The 19,418-nt window shown below is 73.1% G+C and carries 17 protein-coding genes, 2 pseudogenes and 1 riboswitch; of the genes and pseudogenes, 10 read left to right on the top strand and 9 right to left on the bottom strand.

Features of this window, described 5'->3' with window-relative positions; genetic code table 11:
* Positions 1-131: 131 nt before the first annotated feature.
* Positions 132-713 carry a histidine phosphatase family protein gene (locus AWQ70_RS26510; protein WP_373282381.1) on the bottom strand — a complete coding sequence of 194 codons (582 nt, stop codon included), beginning with the start codon at positions 711-713 and terminating at the stop codon, positions 132-134.
* Positions 714-851: 138 nt separating this feature from the next.
* Between AWQ70_RS26510 and AWQ70_RS26505 the strand changes: the two genes are divergently transcribed.
* Positions 852-1,757 carry a Gfo/Idh/MocA family protein gene (locus tag AWQ70_RS26505; protein WP_067181374.1) on the top strand — a complete coding sequence of 302 codons (906 nt, stop codon included), beginning with the start codon at positions 852-854 and terminating at the stop codon, positions 1,755-1,757.
* Here the strand turns inward: AWQ70_RS26505 and AWQ70_RS26500 are convergent.
* The 3 genes from AWQ70_RS26500 to AWQ70_RS26490 form a co-directional block, all read right to left on the bottom strand.
* A complete protein-coding gene (locus tag AWQ70_RS26500) occupies positions 1,690-2,994 on the bottom strand; it encodes an acyltransferase family protein (RefSeq protein ID WP_157530424.1) in 1,305 nt (434 codons plus the stop codon). The genes AWQ70_RS26505 and AWQ70_RS26500 overlap by 68 nt on opposite strands.
* 314 nt (positions 2,995-3,308) lie before the next feature.
* Positions 3,309-3,950, bottom strand: coding sequence for a response regulator (locus tag AWQ70_RS26495; protein ID WP_067181370.1), 642 nt, complete (start codon positions 3,948-3,950; stop codon positions 3,309-3,311).
* A complete protein-coding gene (locus AWQ70_RS26490) occupies positions 3,947-5,185 on the bottom strand; it encodes a sensor histidine kinase (protein WP_245647161.1) in 1,239 nt (412 codons plus the stop codon). The genes AWQ70_RS26495 and AWQ70_RS26490 overlap by 4 nt, the downstream gene beginning before the upstream one ends.
* Positions 5,186-5,223: 38 nt before the next feature.
* Positions 5,224-5,339: riboswitch (cobalamin riboswitch) on the top strand.
* A gap of 76 nt (positions 5,340-5,415) precedes the next feature.
* Here AWQ70_RS26490 and AWQ70_RS26485 point away from each other — a divergent pair.
* Complete coding sequence (locus AWQ70_RS26485; protein WP_067181603.1) at positions 5,416-6,369, top strand: ABC transporter substrate-binding protein; 954 nt, start codon at positions 5,416-5,418, stop codon at positions 6,367-6,369.
* 58 nt (positions 6,370-6,427) lie between these two features.
* Here AWQ70_RS26485 and AWQ70_RS39265 read toward each other — a convergent pair whose 3' ends face one another.
* Positions 6,428-6,580: a hypothetical protein gene (locus AWQ70_RS39265; RefSeq protein WP_157530423.1), complete on the bottom strand. Its 153-nt coding sequence runs from the start codon at positions 6,578-6,580 to the stop codon at positions 6,428-6,430.
* Positions 6,581-6,643: 63 nt separating this feature from the next.
* On the opposite strand from AWQ70_RS39265, the gene AWQ70_RS26480 reads away from it, so the two are divergent.
* From AWQ70_RS26480 to AWQ70_RS26470, 3 genes are read left to right on the top strand one after another with little or no spacing between them, the layout of a single operon-like run.
* On the top strand, positions 6,644-7,657 hold the full coding sequence (locus tag AWQ70_RS26480) for a FecCD family ABC transporter permease (RefSeq protein WP_067181365.1): 1,014 nt from the start codon (positions 6,644-6,646) through the stop codon (positions 7,655-7,657).
* Positions 7,654-8,451, top strand: coding sequence for an ABC transporter ATP-binding protein (locus tag AWQ70_RS26475; RefSeq protein WP_067181362.1), 798 nt, complete (start codon positions 7,654-7,656; stop codon positions 8,449-8,451). The genes AWQ70_RS26480 and AWQ70_RS26475 overlap by 4 nt, the downstream gene beginning before the upstream one ends.
* A 16-nt stretch (positions 8,452-8,467) precedes the next feature.
* Complete coding sequence (locus AWQ70_RS26470) at positions 8,468-9,277, top strand: adenosylcobinamide amidohydrolase (RefSeq protein WP_084517838.1); 810 nt, start codon at positions 8,468-8,470, stop codon at positions 9,275-9,277.
* Between the two features lie 221 nt (positions 9,278-9,498).
* Here AWQ70_RS26470 and AWQ70_RS26465 read toward each other — a convergent pair whose 3' ends face one another.
* Together AWQ70_RS26465 and clpX are read right to left on the bottom strand one after the other, a co-directional pair.
* Complete coding sequence (locus tag AWQ70_RS26465; RefSeq protein WP_067181357.1) at positions 9,499-10,179, bottom strand: hypothetical protein; 681 nt, start codon at positions 10,177-10,179, stop codon at positions 9,499-9,501.
* Between the two features lie 144 nt (positions 10,180-10,323).
* Complete coding sequence (clpX, locus tag AWQ70_RS26460; RefSeq protein ID WP_067181353.1) at positions 10,324-11,613, bottom strand: ATP-dependent Clp protease ATP-binding subunit ClpX; 1,290 nt, start codon at positions 11,611-11,613, stop codon at positions 10,324-10,326.
* A gap of 248 nt (positions 11,614-11,861) precedes the next feature.
* On the opposite strand from clpX, the gene AWQ70_RS41510 reads away from it, so the two are divergent.
* From AWQ70_RS41510 to AWQ70_RS26440, 4 genes are all read left to right on the top strand, one after another.
* Complete coding sequence (locus tag AWQ70_RS41510) at positions 11,862-12,014, top strand: hypothetical protein (protein WP_245647160.1); 153 nt, start codon at positions 11,862-11,864, stop codon at positions 12,012-12,014.
* Complete coding sequence (locus AWQ70_RS26450) at positions 12,011-13,534, top strand: PucR family transcriptional regulator (protein ID WP_169808749.1); 1,524 nt, start codon at positions 12,011-12,013, stop codon at positions 13,532-13,534. The genes AWQ70_RS41510 and AWQ70_RS26450 overlap by 4 nt, the downstream gene beginning before the upstream one ends.
* A 156-nt stretch (positions 13,535-13,690) precedes the next feature.
* Positions 13,691-15,142 carry an APC family permease gene (locus AWQ70_RS26445; RefSeq protein ID WP_067181344.1) on the top strand — a complete coding sequence of 484 codons (1,452 nt, stop codon included), beginning with the start codon at positions 13,691-13,693 and terminating at the stop codon, positions 15,140-15,142.
* Positions 15,143-15,157: 15 nt separating this feature from the next.
* The gene (locus AWQ70_RS26440; protein WP_218004666.1) at positions 15,158-16,996 is read left to right on the top strand and encodes a N,N-dimethylformamidase beta subunit family domain-containing protein; all 1,839 of its coding nucleotides are present in this window, start codon (positions 15,158-15,160) and stop codon (positions 16,994-16,996) included.
* Here the strand turns inward: AWQ70_RS26440 and AWQ70_RS26435 are convergent.
* Entirely contained in the window at positions 16,909-17,865 is a 957-nt protein-coding gene (locus AWQ70_RS26435; RefSeq protein ID WP_067181341.1) for an alpha/beta fold hydrolase, read from the bottom strand. The two genes, AWQ70_RS26440 and AWQ70_RS26435, sit on opposite strands and share 88 nt — an antisense overlap.
* Before the next feature lie 118 nt (positions 17,866-17,983).
* On the opposite strand from AWQ70_RS26435, the pseudogene AWQ70_RS26430 reads away from it, so the two are divergent.
* A pseudogene (locus tag AWQ70_RS26430) lies at positions 17,984-18,643 on the top strand (IS701 family transposase); the annotation flags it as partial.
* A gap of 22 nt (positions 18,644-18,665) precedes the next feature.
* Here the strand turns inward: AWQ70_RS26430 and AWQ70_RS39990 are convergent.
* Positions 18,666-19,418: pseudogene (locus tag AWQ70_RS39990) on the bottom strand (hypothetical protein); the annotation flags it as partial.

Genomic DNA, 19,418 nt, shown 5'->3' with positions numbered 1-19,418 from the left:
ACCGCACCGGACCAGGGCGTCGCCCAGAGGCACGCCCCCGCGGTACGCCCTGAGACGCGTCAACGGCGACGCGTCGAAGGCGGCGCCGCCTCCGGCCCGGCGAGCGCGCCGGGACCCGCCCGCCCCTTCCCTCAGCGAACCGGGGCGTTCCAGTGCAGGATCACGGGCTCGCCGTGCTCGAAGCCGAGCGCCGAGTACGTCCCGGTGTCCAGACGGAAGAACCGCCCGTTGTCGGCGGGCAGGCCCAGCCAGCGGGCGGCGAGCACACGCAGGAAGTGGCCGTGCGACACCACCGCCACGTCCCCGCCCGCCGCGCGGATCCGCGCGATCACCTTGTCCGCCCGGTCGCCCACGTGCTCGATGCTCTCGCCGGGATGGGCGGCGTCGCCGGGGACGATCCCGTCGCGCCAGACGTACCAGCCGGGGCGTGTCCTGCGGATCTCCTCGGTGGTGATCCCCTCGTAGCCGCCGTAGTCCCACTCCCACAGGTTGGGGTCGGTCTCGGGGGACGGCAGCCCGGCGAGGCGCGCCGTCACCCGCGCGCGCTGGGCGGGGCTGGACAGGGTGAGCGCGAACGCCCGCCCACGCACCACTCCGCCGAGCGCGCGCGCCTGCTCCTCGCCCCGCTCGGTGAGCGGCAGGTCCGTCAGACCCGTGTGCCGCCCGTTCCTGCTCCATTCCGTCTCGCCGTGCCGCAGCAGAATCACGTCCATATCCGGCATCATGCCGCCCCGGCACCGCGGGCGAGGGCCGCGGGGCGGAACCACTGGGGGAGATCCCCGGACCTCCGCGATACTCCTTTCGGAGACGCCGACGCGGACCGCCTCGGCGCTGACCGAAAGGATCCCCCCGTGGAAGCTGTGCCGGTCGGACTCGTCGGAGCCGGGCCGTGGGCCGGGATGGTCCACGCCCCCGCACTCGCCGCAGGGCCGGGCACCCGGCTCGCCGGGATCTGGGCCCGGCGGCCCGAGGCGGCGGCCCAACTGGCCGCCGCGCACGGCGTCCCCTCCTTCGAGCGGCTGGAGGACCTGTTCGAGGTGTGCGCGGCGGTGGCCTTCTCGGTGCCGCCCGCCGTACAGGCCGAGCTGGGGGTGCGCGCGGCCAGGGCGGGCAAGGCGCTCCTCCTGGAGAAGCCGCTCGCGGCCGACCTGGACGGGGCCAAGCGGCTGGCGGACGCGGTCGGCGAGGCCGGCGTGGCGTCCCAGATGGTCTTCACGTTCCGCTATTCACCGGCCACCAGGGCGTTCCTGGAGCGGGCCCGCTCGATCGAACCGTTCGGCGGCCACGCCGCCAACATCTCCGGCGTGCTGCACGGGGGGCCGTTCGCCACGCCGTGGCGGCTGGAGCGGGGCGCGCTGCTGGACGTCGGGCCGCACATGATCGACCTGTTGGACGCCGCACTCGGGCCGGTCACGGCCGTACGGGCGCACGGCGACCCCCTGAGGTGGGTCGGGTTGCTCCTTGAGCACGAGAGCGGCGCGGTGAGCGAGGCGTCGCTCTCCATGGCCGCGATCGGCGACGCCCCTCCGCCCCGGATCGACGTCTACGGCCGGAAGGGCAACGCGTCCCTTCCGGTCACGGAGTTCGGCGAGGGCGTCTTCGCCGCGATGGCCGCCGAGTTCGCCGAGACCGTACGCCGCGGCGGCGGACACCCGCTGGACGCCCGCCACGGCCTTCGGCTCCAGGCGGTCATCGACGAGGCGGAACGGCAGCTACGCCGGATCGGGACGGCACGGCCGCGGTTCCCGAACGGCTGAGCACGAGCAGGCCGGCGATGAGCACGCAGGTGGCGAGCGGCGGGAGCACCCCCACGGCGAAGCCGGTGATCATCAGGGTGGTCAGAGCCGCGCCGATCATGAGGGTGCCGACGACCACCAGGCGGGCCGAGGCCGCGCCGCGCGGCTCCTCCAGGCGGCCGAACAGGCCGACCAGCGCCAGCAGCACGACCGTCAGCGCCGCCAGCCAGAGCGGGAGCCGCGCCCACCACGAGGAGGTGCCCGCGTCGGGCATGTCCGCCCCGAACCCGACCAGGACGATCCCCGCCACGGTGACGAGCGCCGTCATGTGCCACAGATAGAGCGTCATCATCCTGGGGGCGAGGACGGTGAGCAGGGAGTCCGTCAACGGGGTGCGGCAGAGCCGGTTGAGCGCCGGCCGCAGCAGCATCGCCAGTCCGAGCTGCCCGGCGAACAGCGCGAGCATGCAGGCGCTCGGCGGCGCCATGTTCGAGACCGCGCCGGGCATCCCGATCATGCTCGCCGGGTACGGCCCGGCGGCCACCAGACCGGCGACCATGCCGAACCCGGCGGCGGCCAGCGCCAGGGCGCGCCGCCCGGACAGCCACTCCAGGCGGCCCTCGGCGTACAGGAAGCCGACCTGGTGGACGGCGAGCCAGACGAACAGCACGTTCAGGTAGCCGGCCTGCTCCAGGCCGGAGAACCTGACCACGTCCACCAGCACCGCGCCGGCCGCCATCACCGGGAGCACCAGCCCGGCCCGCATCCGGGTCAGGTACGGCGTGGCCACCACCGCGAGCAGGTAGACCGCGAGGAACCACAGGAGCTGTCCCACGGTCCGCGCCGCCACCTCGACCGGCTGGGCGGGCACGCCCACGGCGGCCAGGACGTAGGGGAGGGGCAGCCAGACGAACGCCAGCGGCAGCACCGGCCAGGCGAGCCGCCGCAGCCGCCGCGCCACCCAGAGCCCGGGAGCCTGCCCCTTGCGGTCGGCGGACCGCCAGCTGATCGCGTTCGCGGCGCCTCCGGCGAAGAACACCAGCGGCATGACCTGGCTGATCCAGGTGACCAGCGGCACGGCGGCCAGCGCGTTCCCCGTGGACAGCCGACCGTCCGCGTAGGCCAGGACCGGCATGGTCCAGTGCTGGACGACCACCAGCACCATCCCGAAGACGCGCAGGATGTCGACGAACCTGTCCCTGTGCGCGGGACTCGGCGGAACGCCGGTACGGGACGGGGGGAGCATGGTCAGTGACATGGGGGATTCGCCTCCGCTGGGGATCAACTCCACAAGCATGGCGAGAAACCCCAGTTCAGCGCAGCGGTGCAGTCCCCCGTTCGATCGTTCGGCCAGGACTACCTCCGAGGGTGTAGCCAGCTACACCATGACCCTCCGGTTCACCGGCTTGTCCGTGTCTCCGGCCGTGTCTCCGGCCGTGCCCGCGGCCGCGTCCCGGGCGGCTTCGCGTGCCCTCCGGTCCGGCGGCGGGGGACCCGGCTCCCCGGTTCTCCGCGCGGCCGGTCCGGTGGTGGGGATCAGGCTCCCGCGTTCTCTCGCGCGGCCCGCCGGGGTCAGTGCGACAGGTAGCTCAGCACGGCCAGCACCCGGCGGTGCCCGCCGTCGCTCGGCGGCAGCCCGAGCTTGAGGAAGATGTTCCCGACGTGCTTGTGCACGGAGCGCTCCGTGACGGACAGGTGCCCGGCGATGTCGCCGTTGGACCTGCCCTCGGCCATCAGGGCGAGCACCTCGCGCTCGCGCGGGCTCAGCGCGTCCACGGGATGCCCGACCTGGCGCACCAGCAGCTGGGAGATCACCTCGGGGTCCATCGCCGTGCCGCCGCCCGCCACCCGGCCCAGCGCGTCCACGAACTCCGAGACCCTGCCGACCCGGTCCTTCAGCAGGTAGCCGATGCCGCCCTCGCCGCTCGCGAGCAGCTCCGCGGCGTACGTCCGCTCGACGTACTGCGAGAGCACGAGGATCGGCTGGCCCGGGTGCCTGCGCCGCACCTCGACGGCCGCGCGCACCCCCTCGTCCCTGAAACTGGGCGGCAGCCGTACGTCGACGACGGCGATGTCCGGCCGCTGCTCGCCGACCGCGCGCAGGAACGCCTCGGCGGTGTCGACCGTCCCGGTCACCTCGTGCCCCTCGGTCCGGAGCAGCAGCGCCAGGCCCTCGGCCAGCAGCACGTTGTCCTCGACGATCAGCACCCTCAATGGCACGGCAACTCCACGATCAGCGTCGTCGGCCCGCCCGGAGGGCTGGCCAAGTCGGTTCGTCCGTCGAAGGCCGCCACCCTGCGCCTGATCCCCGACAGACCGGTGCCCCCGGTCTCGTCCGCCGCGCCCCGGCCGTTGTCGCCGACGACGACGGTCAGCCGGCCGTCCGCCTCGCTCAGCCGTACGGACGCGGACGACGCGCCGCTGTGCTTGGCGACGTTGGTCAGCGCCTCGGCCACGACGAAGTAGGCCGCCGCCTCCACGGCGGCGGGCAGCCGGCCGACGCCGTCCGTCGTGGTCGTCACCGGTACGGGACAGGCCGCCGCGAGAGCGGCCACCGCGCCGGGCAGCCCCCGGTCGGAGAGGATGGGCGGGTACATGCCGCGGATGATGCCGCGCAGCTCGGTCATCGTCTCCTCGGTGCTGCGCCGTGCCTCGGCGACCAGCTCGGCCGCCTTTCCGGGGTCGGCCGCCATCATCCGCTCGGCGATGCCGAGGCGCATCGCGATCGACACCAGCCGGGCCTGAGCGCCGTCGTGCAGGTCGCGTTCGATGCGGCGCAGCTCGGCGCCGTGCGCGTCGAGGGCCGCCGCCCGCGTCTCGGTCAGCTCCGCGACCCGTTCGGCCAGCCGTACGCGTTCGGGGGTGGTGAGGATCAGCCGGGTCAGGTGGGCGTCGGCGGCGGCCAGCAACGGGATCGCCCACAGCGCGAGGGCGGCGACGGCCGCGAAGTGCACCGGGACGACGGTGACCACGCGGAACCAGCTGTCGACGGCGATGCCGGTCAGCTCGACGGAGTGCTCGGGAAACGGCCTCCACCACCAGAACGGCAGGGACAGGTCGAACCCGAGCCCCGCCCACAGACCGAGCGCCAGAGCGAGCAGCACCGGGCCGGCGACGAGGTGGAGGGCCAGCCAGCCGGCGTCCCGCCAGGTCATCGGGTCGTTCAGGGTCAGCCGGGCCCGATTGAGTATGCCCGTCCGCGGGCCGTACCGCGCGGTGACCGGCCGGCCGAGCCAGCGCGACGCCAGCCGTCTGGCGAGCCCGGCGACGGCGCGGTTCACACGCGCCGTGTACGGCACCAGCAGCAGGCCGACGAACGTCACGCTGAGCACCAGCGACACGAGGAACTGCAGGAGGGCGAGCACGCAGAGGGGGACGAGCAGCAGGCCGAGGACCAGGTGGCCGGTCGCGCGCGCGGCCCGTTTCGCGCGCCGAACGATGCCTCCCACGGGGGCAAGACTATTTGGTGACAGACCCGGTTGATACCGTTCATCCCGACGCACGGCGTAGCGAAGTCCGGTGGGATCCCGGCGCTGTCCCGCAACTGTGAAACCCCGTCCCCCGGGGGTGAGCCAGGTCGCCTGCACCGTGCGCCGACGCCATCGACCCTCGTGGAAAAGGGTGATCCGTCAATTGTCACGGGTCTCTCCAATTCCCGGTGATCCCCCTGGAGGACCTCGTGTCGCCCCTACGCACGACCTTCGCGGGCGCGTTGCTGGGTGTCGTCGCCCTGGCCGGTTGCGGCCAGACGGACGGCACGTCGGCCGCCCCCTCAGCGAGCGCCACACCCGCCGCCCCCGCCGCGGGTTCTTCCGCCTTCCCGGTCACGGTGCAGGCGGGCAACGGCGCGGTGACCATCGCCAAGCGCCCCGAGCGCATCGTGTCGCTCTCGCCGACCGCCACCGAGACCCTGTACGCCCTGGGAGCCGGAAGCCAGGTCGCGGCCGTGGACGACCAGTCCAACTATCCGGCCGACGCGCCGAAGACCGCGCTGTCCGGGTTCAAGCCCAACGTCGAGGCCATCGTCGAGGCCAAGCCGGACCTGGTCGTGCTCTCCAACGACATCGACAACGTCGTGGCCGGGCTGACCAAGGTGGGCGTGCCCGTCATCGTGGAGCCCGCCGCCAACACGCTCGACGAGGCGTACGACGAGATCACCGATCTCGGCGCGGCCACCGGCAACGCCGACAAGGCCGCCGAGGTCGTGGCGGGCATGAAGCAGGAGCTCGACCGGCTCGCCGCCGCCGCGCCCAAGGACGGGAAGCTGACCTACTACCACGAGCTGGACACCACGCCCTACGCGGCGACGTCCTCGACCTTCCTGGGACAGGTCTACGGCCTGTTCGGCCTGGTCAACGTGGCGGACGAGGCGCCCGACGCGGCGGGCGGCTATCCCAAGCTCTCGTCGGAGTTCGTCGCCAAGGCGGACCCGGCGCTGATCTTCCTGGGTGACACCAAGTGCTGCGGGCAGAACAAGGAGGCGCTCGCCAAGCGCCCCGGCTGGTCCGGGCTGTCCGCCGTCAAGAACGACCGCGTGATCGAGCTCGACGACGACATCGCCTCCCGCTGGGGGCCGCGCGTCGTGGACCTCGCCAAGGCCATCGGCGAGGCCGTCCAGAAGGCCGCGAGCTGATCACCGCATGAGCGCAGAGCCGCCCCGCGCCGATCCGCTTTGTGCGGAACCGCCCCGATCAGGCCTGGTCCACTCCGATCAGGAGCATGCCGACGCGCTCCGTGCGGATCCGCCCGCCGAGCCGTCCGGGGCCGATCGTGTACGGGCCGACCGGGCGGACGCGGGCCGCGCGGAGGTCGTGGAGCGGGAGGGCGACGGGTCCGGCGCCCACTCTGCCGGCTCCGGCCGTACCGACATCGGACGGTCGGAGGCGGCCCGGCCGAGGGCGGGGCGGTTGCGCGCGGCGACGCTGCTGGTCGCGGTGGCCCTCCTGCTCGCGAGCATGGCCTTCGGGCTGCTCGCGGGCGCGGCCGGGATCTCCCCGAAGGGGATCCTGCTCGCCCTCCTCGACCGGCTGCCGTTCGTCCACCTGGACTCGGGGCTCACCCCGGTCGAGGAGGGGCTGCTGTTCCAGCTCCGGCTGCCGCGGGTGCTGCTCGCGGCCGTCGTCGGCGGGCTGCTCGCCATCGCCGGCGCGGGATACCAGGGTGTGTTCCGCAACCCGCTGGCCGACCCCTACCTGCTCGGCGCGGCGGCGGGAGCCGGGCTCTGCGTGACCCTGGTCGTCGTGTTCGTCGGCGGCGACACCGGAACGACGATCCTCCCCGTCGCCGCGTTCGCGGGCGCGGTCGGCGGCGTCGTCCTCGCGTACGCCGTGGGGAACACCGCCGGACGCGGCGGCGGGACCGCCACGCTGGTGCTCGCCGGGGTGGCGGTCACGTCGTTCCTGACCGCGATCCAGACCTTCGCGCAGCAGCTCAAGGTGGAGGAGCTCCAGCGGATCTACTCGTGGATCCTCGGCGACGTCGGCGGCGGCTGGGAGCAGGTGCGGATGATCGCCCCGTACGCGGTGGTCTCGACGGTCGCGCTCCTGCTGCACGGGCGGCTGCTCGACGTGCTGTCCGTCGGCGACGACGAGGCCACCGGCCTGGGACTGCGCGCGGGCCGGGTACGGTTCGTCGTGCTGCTCGCCGCCTCGCTCGCCACCGCGTCCGCCGTGGCGGTCGGCGGTCTGATCGCCTTCGTCGGGATCGTGGTCCCGCACGTGGTGCGGCGGCTGGCGGGCTGGTCCTACCGGGTCGTGCTGCCGATCTCCTTCCTCGGCGGCGGGGCCTTCCTGGTGCTCGCCGACATGGTCGCCCGCACGGTGCTCGCCCCGGCGGAGCTGCCGATCGGCGTCGTCACGGCCTTCGTGGGCGCGCCGTTCTTCGTCGCTGTCCTGCGCCTGACCAGGAAGGTGGGCACATGAGCGGCCGCCGTACGCACCCGGTCGAGGTCAGCGACCTCGGCGTGGCGCTCGACGGGCGCCGGGTCCTCGAAGGCGCGCGGGTCTCGGTCGGCGGCGGGGAGTGGCTGGCCGTCGTCGGACCGAACGGCGCGGGCAAGTCCACCCTGCTCAAGGCCATGATGGGCCTCCTGCCGCACACCGGCGAGGTCCTCGTCGGCGGCGTCCGCGTGCGGGACCTGAAACCCCGCGACCGGGCCAGGCTCATCGCGTACGCGCCGCAGAGCCCGTCGCTGCCGCCCGACATGACGGTGTTCGACTACGTCCTGCTCGGGCGCACGCCGTACATCCCGTATCTGGGGCGGGAGAGCGCCGCGGACCGGGAGATCGCCGGCGCGGTGCTCGAGCGCCTGGACCTCGCGGGGTTCGCCGCCCGCCCGCTGGCGCACATGTCCGGAGGCGAGCGCCAGCGTGTCGTCCTCGCCCGGGCGCTGGCCCAGCAGGCGCCCGTGCTGCTGCTGGACGAGCCGACCACCGCCCTCGACCTGGGGCACCAGCAGCAGGTGCTCGAACTCGTGGACCGGCTGCGCGCGGGCGACGGCCTCACCGTGGTGACCACGCTGCACGACCTCAGCCTGGCCGGGCAGTACGCGGACGCGCTGCTGCTGCTGGCGGGCGGCCGGGTGGTCGCGGCGGGGCCTCCCGGGCGGGTGCTGACCGAGCCGCTGCTGGCCCGGCACTTCGGCGCCCGGGTACGCGTGGAGCCCGGAGAGGACGGACGCCCGCTCGTGCGGCTGCTCCGTCCCGCCGATCGATAGGTTTCCGGGCATGAGGATGACCTTGGGATACCGGGACGAGGACGGGGCGCGGCTCGCGTCGCTGCTGTGGGAGTTCGGGCCGGGCTGGCGGATGATCTCCTCGGCGATGCTCGGCGGCGGCATCGGTCCCCGGGAGTGGGTGCTGAACGCCCAGGTCATCGCCGCGTACGCGCGGATGGACCCGCTGGACCACCTGGCCGAGCTCGGCCCGGAGGGCGCGGGCCCCGGCGTCGGCATGCTGACCGCCGCCTCCGTCGACCGGTACGTCCAGGCGTCGGACGGGGGAGTGGACGCGGTGGCCACGGTGGGCCTGCGCGTCCCCACCTGGGCGGCGTCCCCCGAGGGCCGGCCCGACCCCGAACTGCGTCCCGCGTTCCTCGCCCCGGCCTCGCCCGGCCGCGCGGCGCATGATCCGGAGCGACTCACGGACCGGGGGAGGCCCGACCCAGTGCCGCCGGGGCTCCCGGCGCCGGGGACGATCAACATCGTCGTCGCGGTGCCGGTGCCGTTCACCGACGCGGCCCTGGTCAACGCGGTCATGACCGTGACCGAGGCCAAGACCCAGGCGTTGATCGAGGCCGGGTTCCCGTGCACCGGCACCGCCTCCGACGCCGTCTGCGTCGCCGTACCGGAGGCCGTGCGGGAGCCCGTGCGCGAGGCCGGGGCGGGGCACGGGGCGGAGGACGCCGCGGGGCGGGCGGCGGCTGACGGCGGGCCCGAGCTCTTCGGCGGCCCGAGATCGACCTGGGGCGCCCGCATCGCCCGCGCCGTCCACCAGGCCGTCCTCGCCGGAGCCGAGCAATGGAGGGCCGTCCACCTGGGATAGCGACCCGGCCCGGGGTCCATGGACGGGGTGGTTCGGGGTGGACTTCGCGGGGGTCGCGCCCGCCGTCAGCCTGCCGTGCCGCGCTCGCCCTCGGCGGGATCGCGGTCCTGTCGACGGCACCGCGTTGTGGCTGACGCCGGTCTCGCCCTGCGGCTCTCCCTGAGGCGCCCGATCGACCGGACGTGAACGGCCGGCGGCCCCGGCGACCGGGCAGCCGCGCTTCAGAGGGTGGCGCAGCCGACGGTGACCGCGAGGCGCGGCGACCAGCGGCCGGACTTCAGGTCGTACGCCTGGACGTAGCCGTTGGGCTTCCCGGAGCAGTAGAGGAGGTCCAGCTTCTTGCCGAAGCTGCCGCCGGCGAATCCGGCGTTGGCGGCGGCCTTGACGTACCCGGTCCTGTAGGTCTGTCCGTTGTTGTAGCGGAAGACGATCCGGACCGTGCCGACGTTGTAGTGGTCGCCGTTGACCTGGATGCGCGGGAGGGTGCCCGGCCCGTTCGGGGTGTACTTGCTGACCCAGAGGCGGGCCAGGACCTTGCGGTCGGACGAGCTCTTGTTGTCGGCCAGCGTCTGGGTGCGGACCTCAGGCGCGACGCAGACGTCGTCACCGGTGAACGCCTCACGCCAGACGAAACCGGTCACGCAGGTGTGCGGGCCGTACGCGCCGTCGGTCCAGCGGGCGGCCTTGGTGCGGTTCTCCTCCGCGGTCCGGGTGCGGACCTCGGGCGTGACGCAGACCAGGTCCGACGGGCGCGCCACTCGCCACACGTAGCCCTGAAGGCAGGTCTCGGGGCCGGGGTCGGGGGTGGCGGCAGACGCGGGCGCGGCGCCGATCGTGGCGGGGACGGCGAGGGAGAGGCCGGCGATCGCGGCGGCGGCCAGGCCGAGTGCGGTGCGCTTCATGGTGGTCTCCTGACGGGGGTGCCTCCCGGCCTGGCGCCTGCCTTCCGGGCTCGTGCACACAGGAAAGGGCCGGGCGGTTGCATCTCCCTTGATCACCGCATGCAGAAGTCCTGCAAGTGAGGAAAGCGCGGCCGGCGCCGCCGCTCAGGCGCTCTCGCGGCTCCGCCGCCCGCGGCCGGGGTGCTCGCGCGGCACGAGGGTGGGATTGACGTTGCCGAGCACGGTCTCCCGATCGATCACGACACGGGCGACGTCGTCCCGGCCGGGCACCTCGTACATCACGTTGAGCAGGACCTCTTCGAGGACCGCGCGGGCTCCCCGCGCGCCGGTGCGGCGCAGCAGCGCCTGGTCGGCGACCGCGCCGACCGCCTCGTCGGTGAACTCCAGCTCGACGCCGTCCAGCTCGAAGAGCCTGCGGTACTGCTTGAGCAGCGCGTCGCGCGGCTCGGTGAGGATGCGGGCCAGCGCCGTCCGGTCCAGCGGGTGCAGGGCCGACACGACCGGGAGCCGGCCGACGATCTCGGGGATCAGCCCGAACTTCAGCAGGTCCTCGGGCGTGACCTCGGCCAGGGCGCCCGCCCCGTCCGGAGCGTACGGGGTGGAGAGCTGGGCGCCGAACCCGGCGGCCCCGCTGCCGGTCCGCCGTTCGACGATCTGTTCCAGGCCGGCGAAGGCGCCGCCGACGATGAACAGCACGTTGGTGGTGTCGATCTGGACGAACTCCTGCTGCGGCTGCCTGCGCCCGCCCTGCGGCGACACTCTCGCGACGGTGCCCTCCAGGATCTTCAGCAGGGCCTGCTGGACGTCCTCGCCGGACACGTCGCGGGTGGCCGACGGGTTCTCGCCCCTGCGGGCGATCTTGTCGAACTCGTCGATGTAGACGATGCCGGTCTCGGCCCTCCTCACGTCGTGGTCGGCCGCCTGGAGCAGCTTGAGCAGGATGTTCTCGACGTCCTCGCCGACGTAGCCCGCCGCGGTGAGCGCGGTGGCGTCGACGATCGCGAACGGGACGCCCATCGTCCGGGCGAGGCGCCGTACGAGGTAGGTCTTGCCGGATCCGGTCGGGCCGATCAGCAGGATGTTGGACTTGCCCAGCTCGACCGGCTCCTCGCCCGCGCCGGCTCCTCCCCTCATCGCCCGTACGCGCTTGTAGTGGTTGTAGACCGCCACCGAGAGGGCCTTCTTGGTGTCCTCCTGGCCGATGACGTACCCGTCGAGGAACGCGTGGATCTCCCGCGGCTTGGGCAGGCCCGCCAGGGCCGGGCCGGACGACTCGGCGTCCTCCTCCTCCTGGAGGAGCTCCTTGCAGAGCCGGACGCATTCGTCGCAGATGCACAGCGGGCTCGGTCCTGCGATCAGCCTGCCGACCTGATGCTGGCCTTTCCCGCAGAACGTGCATTTCAACAGACTGTCGTCGTCGCCGGTGCGGGCCATTCCGGAGCGTCTCCTCAGCGGTCGTTGGGTCCACGGCCGAAGGCGTCCGGACCGGGAGTCGGGGCAAGGGGGCGAAGGGGCCGCGGGGCGCGTCACCCCCTGGGACACGCGCTTTCAGATGATGTCAGCACATGATCTCATTATCTGAATGCGCCGCGCCCGCCTTCGTCGAGCCGTTCGACGCCGTCAGCGTCTGCGAATAACTGGCGGGCCTCGGGCTGCACCGGCTCGAAGCCGTGGAGGAGGCCGTGCGCGCCGCGCCGCCCGGCGCCGAGGTCACCGCCGTACGTGTCGCGGCGGGCCGGATCGTCGCCAGGGCCGACGGCCGGGGCGCCTGCCACGCCGTCGCCGCCGCGGGCGGTACCGGGCACGGCGCCGGGTCTGCTACCCAGGAGCGGTGACTGTTTCCGGGCTGACGGTGGGCGACGTGGTCTCCGACGCGGCGCTGCGGCTGACGCTGGTCGCCGGTTCGGCGGGGCTCGACCGGGCGATCACCTCCGCGCATGTCAGCGAGGTCCCCGACCCGCGGCGATGGCTGCGCGGCGGCGAACTGCTGATGACCACGGGCATGAGGGTCCCCGCTGACGGCGGGCACGAGGAGTTCTTCCGGCTGCTGGCCGGGGCCGGGGTGGCGGCCGTCGCGCTCGGGCTCGGCTCGACGCTGGCCCACCAGCGGACGCCCGCCGAGTGGGCCGGCGCCGCCGAGCGGTGGGGCGTGCCGCTGATCGAGGTGCCGGAGGAGACGCCGTTCATCGCGATCACGGACGCCGTCTACCGCAGGCTGGCCGAGATCCGGTACGCGGAGGTCGAGCGGGCCGCCCGCGCCCAGCGGGTGTTGACCGGCCTCGCCGTACGGCCCGGCGGGGTCGAGGCGATCGCGCGCGGGCTGGCCGCCGAGGCGGGGCTGTGGGTGATCGTGACCGACCGCCTCGGCGCGCCGCTCGCGGCGGTGCCGGAGGAGGCCGCGGCGCGGCTGGAGGGGCTCGGCGGCGAGCTGGACCGGGTCGCGGGCCGGGGCCTGCACGCGGCGGCGCGCCACACGGACGAGGGCGGCGACCTGCTCGTCCAGCCGCTGGGGGCGGAACGGCTGCGAGGGTTCCTGATCTGCGGGGCCGGGAGCGAGCTGGGCTCCTTCCAGCGGATGCTCGTGGGGTCGGCCGTCTCGCTGATGTCCATCGAGCTGGAGCACCGGCAGGCGCTGGCCGGGGCCGAACGGCGCCGCAGGGCCGGGATCGTCCGCGAGCTGGTGACCGGCCGGTACGGTCCGGAGACGGCGGCGTCGCTGCTGGACTCCATCGGCCTCGGCGGCACCCGGGTCCGGGTGGTGGTGACGCAGGACGCGACGGACGCCGCGGCCCGGCTGGAGGCGCTCGGCGAGGCGTTCCCCGAGGCCGCGGGCGCGGCGCACGGCGGTGAGATCGTCCTGATCGTTCCGCAGGACGAGGGGCTGGCCGCGCGGCTGGCGGCCGAGCTGCCGGGCCTGGCCGTGGGGATGGGCGGCCCGGTGGAGCCGGGGTCCCTGGAGCTGAGCCTGCGCCAGGCGCGGCAGGCGCTGACGCTGGCCCGCCGCAGCGGCCCGGGCGTCCATGACGCGCTCGCCCGGCCGAACTTCCAGATGTTGCTCGGCCTCGGGCCGCCGGAGGTGCTCAGGGCGTACGCCGACGCGGTGCTCGGGCCGATCGACCGGCTGCCCGCCGGGCGCGGCGAGGAACTGATCAGGACACTGTGGGCCTGGATCGAGGTCGACTGCTCCTACGAGCGCGCCGCCGCCCAGCTCGGCATCCACCGGCACACGCTGCGCGAGCGGCTGCAGCGGGCGGAACAGCTCACCGGGAAGCGGCTGGCCGCCCGGGAGCTGGGCGACGTGTGGATGGCGCTGGCCGCCCGGGAGGCGGCCGAGAGCATCGACGGGCAGGCCTGACCGCCTCGTCGCACTCGCTGAGCGGGCGGGGCCTCGCCACCTCAAGCGGGCAACCCGCCGATCGGGCGGATATCGCCGCCCGGACCCGCCCGATCGTCGGGGGTACGCCGCTGACCTGCCGATTTAGTGTGTCTCCGACCTCGCGAAGGAGACTCCATGACTGTGGCACCCCCTGGTTCGGACACCCCGTCCTCCACGCTCAGATCCGGCGCCGTCGGCACCAGGGATCTGGTTTTCTTCGTCGTCGCGGCCGCCGCGCCCCTCACCGTGATGGCCGGGTTCGGGCCGCTGGCCTTCCTGTACGGCGGCGAGGGCACGCCTTCCGGCTACCTGATCGCGGGCGTCGTCTACCTGCTGTTCACGGTCGGGTTCGCCGCGATGAGCAGGCACGTCTCCGGCAGCGGAGCGTTCTCCGCGTACATCGGCCGGGGCCTGGGCCGGGTGGCCGGCGCGGGAGCGGCCGTGCTGGCCTACGCCTCCTACGCGCTGGGCCAGATCGGCTTCGCCGCGGCGGCCGGGCTGTTCGCGTCCACGGCGATCGAGGACCTCTTCGGGGTCCGCGTCCCCTGGGGAGTGACGGCGGTGGCGCTGTCACTGCTCGTCGGCGCGATGGCCTACCGCCGGGTCGACATCGGCGCGAAGGTGATGGCCGTCCTGCTGACCGGCGAGATCGGCGTCCTGGTCGTGCTGGCCGTGGCGGTCCTGGCCCGGGGCGGCCACGAGGGGTTGTCGTTCGGCAGCTTCGCGCCGGGCGCCGTCCTCACCCCGCACCTGGGCGCGATGCTGGTGATCCCGCTGGTGGTGTACATCGGGTTCGAGCAGACCGCCATCTACAGCGAGGAGGTCCGGGACCCGAGGCGGACCGTGGCCCGCGCCACCTACATCGCGGTCGGCTTCCTCACACTCTTCTACTCCTTCGCGAGCTGGACGCTCTACATGGCGATCGGCCCGAACGCGCTCGGCGCCGCCCTGTCGGGCGACCTCTCCACCCTCGTGTACCGCCTCAACGACACCTACGTCGGCGGGGCGATGACGACGGTGATGGAGGTGCTCATGGTCACCAGCTACCTCGCCGGCGTCCTGGCCCTGCAGAACGCGTGCGCCCGGTACCTGTTCGCCCAGGGGCGCGAGGGGCTGCTCCCCGCCGCGTTCAGCCGGGTCGGTGCCTCCACCGGCACGCCGAGCGTCGCCTGCCTCGCGCAGACGGCGATCGTCACGGTCGCCCTGACGGTGTTCGGCGTGTCCGGCCTGGACCCGTACACGCAGGTCGTCATCTGGACGAACACGCCGACGCTGGCCGGGGTCATGGCCCTGCAGATCCTCACCTCGATCGCGGTCGTCCGCCACCTGGGCCGGCTGCGGGCGGGCGAGTCGCTGTGGCAGCGGCTCGTCGCGCCCGGCCTCTCGGCCCTGCTGCTCACCGGTGTGATGGCGCTCCTGCTGGTCAAGCTGCCGGTGCTCACCGGCATGGGCCCGCTCGGCAACGCCCTCATGTTGTCGCCGCTGCCGGTCGCGTTCGCCGCGGGCTGCCTGCGCGCCCTGCGGCTCCGCTCGGCGCGGCCCGACGTTTACGACCGCGTCGGCTCCGTCGACCCGTTCGCCTCCTGATCTGGAAAGGACGACATGACCCTCCCGCCGCGATACGCCTGGTCGATCCCCGGCTGGCAGCCGGAACGGCCCAGGAACGACCCCGACATCAAGGAGATCTGGTGCTACACCGACCGGTTCGGCTACGACCCCGGTGACGAGGTCGCCGTCCACGTCCACACCACCGCCGAGTCGTACGACGTCGCGGTGGTCCGGGACGGCGCCGAGCCGGAGACGGTGTTCCGCCGCGCCGGCCTGCCGGGCGCCGCGCACCCCACGCCGGACGACGCGTACACGACCGGCTGCGGGTGGCCCGTCGCGTTCACCGTCCCGGTGGGGGAGGACTGGCCGTCGGGCTTCTACCTGGTCGTCGTCGGCATCACCGACGAGCACGGGCGGCGGCACGAGCGCGAGCACTTCTTCGTCGTACGGCCCGGCGCCCGCGGCGGGCGGGCACGCATGGCGCTGGTCCTCACCACCAGCACGATGCTCGCGTACAACGACTGGGGCGGCGCCAACGCCTACCGGGGGCTCGGCGACGATCCGTACACCGACGTCCCGACCCCACGGCAGTCGGCGCTGCGGCCGATCGCGCGGGGGATGTTGCGCAAGCCCGAGGGCGCGGCGCGCAACCGGCACACCGACGTGCCGCCGATCGGGTGGGAGCCGCGGCACCCGGCGTACGAGTGGGCGTACGCCAACGGCTACTCCCGGCACCACGCCGACGCCCTCTGGGCGACGTACGAGCGGCCGTTCGTGGTCTGGGCGGAGCGGAACGGCTACCGCCTGGACTACCTGACCCAGCACGACCTGCACTTCCGGCCCGAGTCGGTGGACGGCTACGACTGCCTGGTCGTCGTCGGGCACGACGAGTACTGGACCGCCGAGATGCGCGACACGGTCGACGCGTTCGTGGACCGGGGCGGGAACCTGGCCAGGTTCGGCGCCAACTTCGTCTGGCAGGTGCGGCTGGAGGACGACGGCGCCACCCAGGTCTGCCACAAGATGCCCGGCGAGGACCCGGTCGGCGCGACCGACCCGGCGCGGGACACGACCGCCTGGGACCATCCCAAGACCGGGCGTCCGGGCGCCGCGACCATGGGACTCACCGGCCTCGGCGGGGCGTACGCCCGTTACGGCTCCACGACCCCCCGCTCCAGCGGCGGCTACACCGTCTACCGGCCCGACCACTGGGCGTTCGAGGGCACCGACCTCTACTACGGGGACGTCTTCGGCGGCCCGGCGCGCATCGTCTCCTTCGAGGTGGACGGGGTCGACTACACGTTCCGCAAGGGTCTCCCCTATCCGACGCACGAGGACGGCGCGCCGGAGAACCTGGAGATCCTGGCCATGGCCCCGGCCGTCATGGGCGAGATCGACCGCTGGGGCGGCCGGGTCCCGCTCGGCGCGCCCGAGGGCGAGGCGCTGGGGCTCGTCGCGGCCATGTACGACGGGCAGCCGCCCGAGTTCCGCCGCGAGGCCAGGTACGGCGCCGCGATGGTCGGCGTGTTCGAACGCGGCGGCACCGTCTTCAACGCGGGGACCTGCGAGTGGGTCAGCGGACTGATCGAGGGCGACCCGTTAGCGGATCACCCACAACGTCCTCCGCCGTCTCAGCCGCATGTCGTAGGAGGACCGGTGGAGCGGTCGACCCGGTTCGCCGGGTCGGGCGGGGCGTACAGCCTCCCCTCGGGATCGCGCCGGGTCGGTGCCCGCTCCCGCACGTCCCGCGGGCCGCGCTATACGACGGCTCGGGATGGCTCGGCCCGACGGTTCGGATGTCCCGGTCAGAGGCTGTCGAGGAACTCCACGAGCAGGCGGTTGACGTCGTCGGGGCGTTCCTGCTGGATCCAGTGGCCGCAGTCCAGGAGGTGACTGCCAGTGAGGTTGGGGAGCGTTTGCGGATAGGCGGCTATGGCGTCGGAGAGCCACATGGTGGAGGCGTCACGGGTGCCGCCAAGGAAGAGGGACGGCTGCTTGATCGGGGAGTCCGCGTACGTAGCCAGGTCCTCCCAGTCGCGGTCCATGTTGCGGTAGCGGTTGAGGGCACCGGTGAAGCCCGTGCGCTCGAACTCGGCGGCGTAGAAGTCGAGGTCGTCTTGCGTCAGCCAGGACGGCAGCGCGCCGGTAGGGAAACGCTCGCGCAGTGTGCCGCCCTGGGCGATGAAGTGCGGGTCTGGGGAGTCCGCCGCAGCCATCGTGTCCGCCGACAGGGCGCTGTAAAACCCAGCGAGCCAGCCGCGCACGTTGGGCTCGATCTCGGCCTCGGCTCGTCCGGGGCGCTGGAAGTAGGAGACATAGAACTCTTGCCCGCCGCCCATTCCCGCGAACACTTCGCTTGGCCGAGGCCCGCCGGGCGGGGTGTAAGGGACGCTCAACAATCCGACCGCACGAAACACCTCGGGCTCGACGAGTGCGGACTGCGCTGCGATCGTCGCCCCCCAGTCGTGGCCGATGATCACAGCGGAGCTTTCACCGAGTGCCCGGACCACCGACACGTTGTCACTGATCAAGTCGAGCATCCGGTACGCGGCGGGGTCCTGCGGCTTGGACGAACGCCCGTAGCCCCGTACGTCGAGCGCGACGGCCCGGTAACCGGCTGCCGCCAGCACGGGAAGCTGCCGCCGCCAGGAATACCACGACTCGGGGAAACCATGGACGAGCAGCACCAGCGGGCCGCTGCCCTGCTCTACGACGTGAATCCGCTCCGCGCCCGCTTCCAAGATCCGGTGCTTCGCCGTCATCGTCCCTCCTCGGCCAGGACTCGTTGGTCGTCCTGACTGTAGAGTCGAGGGAGGTCAGGGCCTGAGTTCTGTTGCCATTCCAGCAAAAGGACACATCAACCCGATCTTCGGCGGCTGCATGCTCACGGGGATCACGTCCCGCCGGATCCGCGTCTGGCACACGGGCCTGACCAAGCACGGTCTCGGCGCATCGACGACTGCGAAGGCGTACCACCTCCTTCGCGGCATCCTCAACACCGCCGTTGACGACGAGCTGATCAAGAAGAACCGTGCAAGATCAAGAAGGCGGGATGTCGGAGTGCAGCGGCAGCACACCGGCACAGCCGGGCGCATCGAGAACAGCCAGATCGCCGTCTACCTGGCCTACGCGACCACCGGCGGGCATGCATTCATCGATCGTGAGCTGTACCTGCCGAAGACCTGGACGGCCGATCCCGTCAGGTGCCACGCCGCCGGCGTACCCCAGGCGCGAGTGTTCACGACCAAGGGTGAGCTGGCGGCGCGGATGGTGGTCCGGGCGTTGGAGTCCGGCCTGTGCCCGGACTGGGTGACAGGGGATGAGGTCTACGGGCAGAGCCCGCATCTGCGCACGGAGCTGGAGGAACGTCAGGTCGGTTACGTGTTCGCGGTCGCCTCCAGCCACCGCGTGACCACGCGCGCGGGCACCTATCGCGCCGATGAGATGACCTTTGCCCTGCCGCAGCGGGCCTGGCAGCGGCTCTCGGCTGGAGCGGGAGCCAAGGACCACCGCTTCTACGACTGGGCGTTCGTCGACGTGATCAAGAACTACGGCTGGAGTACTAGGAGGTGAACCGCACGGTGTTGACCATGTGGTCGATCAGGTCCGGGTCGCACTTCGCGCAGAAGAACGTGATCAGCACCGACGACTCCCCGGAGCCCTGCCGTACGACGTAGGCGGAGAAGTCGAGGCGGCCGCCCTGCCGGGGGTCGCCCGCGACGCCGGCCAGCTTGACGGCGGGGCGGGCGCCCACGGTGACCGCCATCGGAGCGCCGGTGAACGCGACGGTGCCCGGCAGCGCGGACTGCAGGCTCTGCTGGAGCTCCACGGGGGAGTCCGACGTGCTCAGCGCGTTGTTGACCTGGGCGAAGATCCCGGTCGCCCGGTCCGGCTGCCCGTTGATGACCGGGTTGACCTTGGACCAGTCGGTGTTGCCCGGGATCGCGAACAGGGCGTTGAACTCGTCGGTCGCGGGAGCGGCGATCATCCACTGGTCGCCGTTGGTCCGCGCGGTCCCCCAGGTGGAGGGGTAGGCGATCGTGAAGGGCGCCGCGACGGATCCGGGGTAGGTGTTCCAGCTCGCCGCGGTGTCGCCGCCTCTGGTGACGATCAGCGCGGCGGCCACCACGATGGAGACCAGCACCGCGCAGCCGCCGATCAGCGGCCCCAGCGGCAGCCGCCGGCGCCGCCCGGGGGCCGGGCCGGTCTCGCCGGGCGGGCCGGCGGGCCGGGCGGCGGCGGGCCCGGAGTCCGGAGGATACGAGGTGGGTCCGGACGCGGCGCCGTATCCCGGGGGATACGAGGTGGGTCCGGG

The sequence above is a fragment of the Microtetraspora niveoalba genome (genome assembly GCF_001570405.1).
GTDB classification, from domain to species: Bacteria; Actinomycetota; Actinomycetes; order Streptosporangiales; family Streptosporangiaceae; genus Microtetraspora; species Microtetraspora niveoalba.
Note: the sequence above shows the minus strand (reverse complement) of the source record. Positions and strands in the feature narration are given on the sequence as shown.

Coding starts and splice junctions, on each gene's coding strand:
- AWQ70_RS26500 (WP_157530424.1), bottom strand. CDS start 2,994: ATGTCACTGACCATGCTCCCCCCGTCCCGTACCGGCGTTCCGCCGAGT.
- AWQ70_RS26445 (WP_067181344.1), top strand. CDS start 13,691: ATGACTGTGGCACCCCCTGGTTCGGACACCCCGTCCTCCACGCTCAGA.
- AWQ70_RS26435 (WP_067181341.1), bottom strand. CDS start 17,865: ATGACGGCGAAGCACCGGATCTTGGAAGCGGGCGCGGAGCGGATTCAC.
- AWQ70_RS26475 (WP_067181362.1), top strand. CDS start 7,654: ATGAGCGGCCGCCGTACGCACCCGGTCGAGGTCAGCGACCTCGGCGTG.
- AWQ70_RS26510 (WP_373282381.1), bottom strand. CDS start 713: ATGGACGTGATTCTGCTGCGGCACGGCGAGACGGAATGGAGCAGGAAC.
- AWQ70_RS26465 (WP_067181357.1), bottom strand. CDS start 10,179: ATGAAGCGCACCGCACTCGGCCTGGCCGCCGCCGCGATCGCCGGCCTC.
- AWQ70_RS26470 (WP_084517838.1), top strand. CDS start 8,468: ATGACCTTGGGATACCGGGACGAGGACGGGGCGCGGCTCGCGTCGCTG.
- clpX (WP_067181353.1), bottom strand. CDS start 11,613: ATGGCCCGCACCGGCGACGACGACAGTCTGTTGAAATGCACGTTCTGC.
- AWQ70_RS26440 (WP_218004666.1), top strand. CDS start 15,158: ATGACCCTCCCGCCGCGATACGCCTGGTCGATCCCCGGCTGGCAGCCG.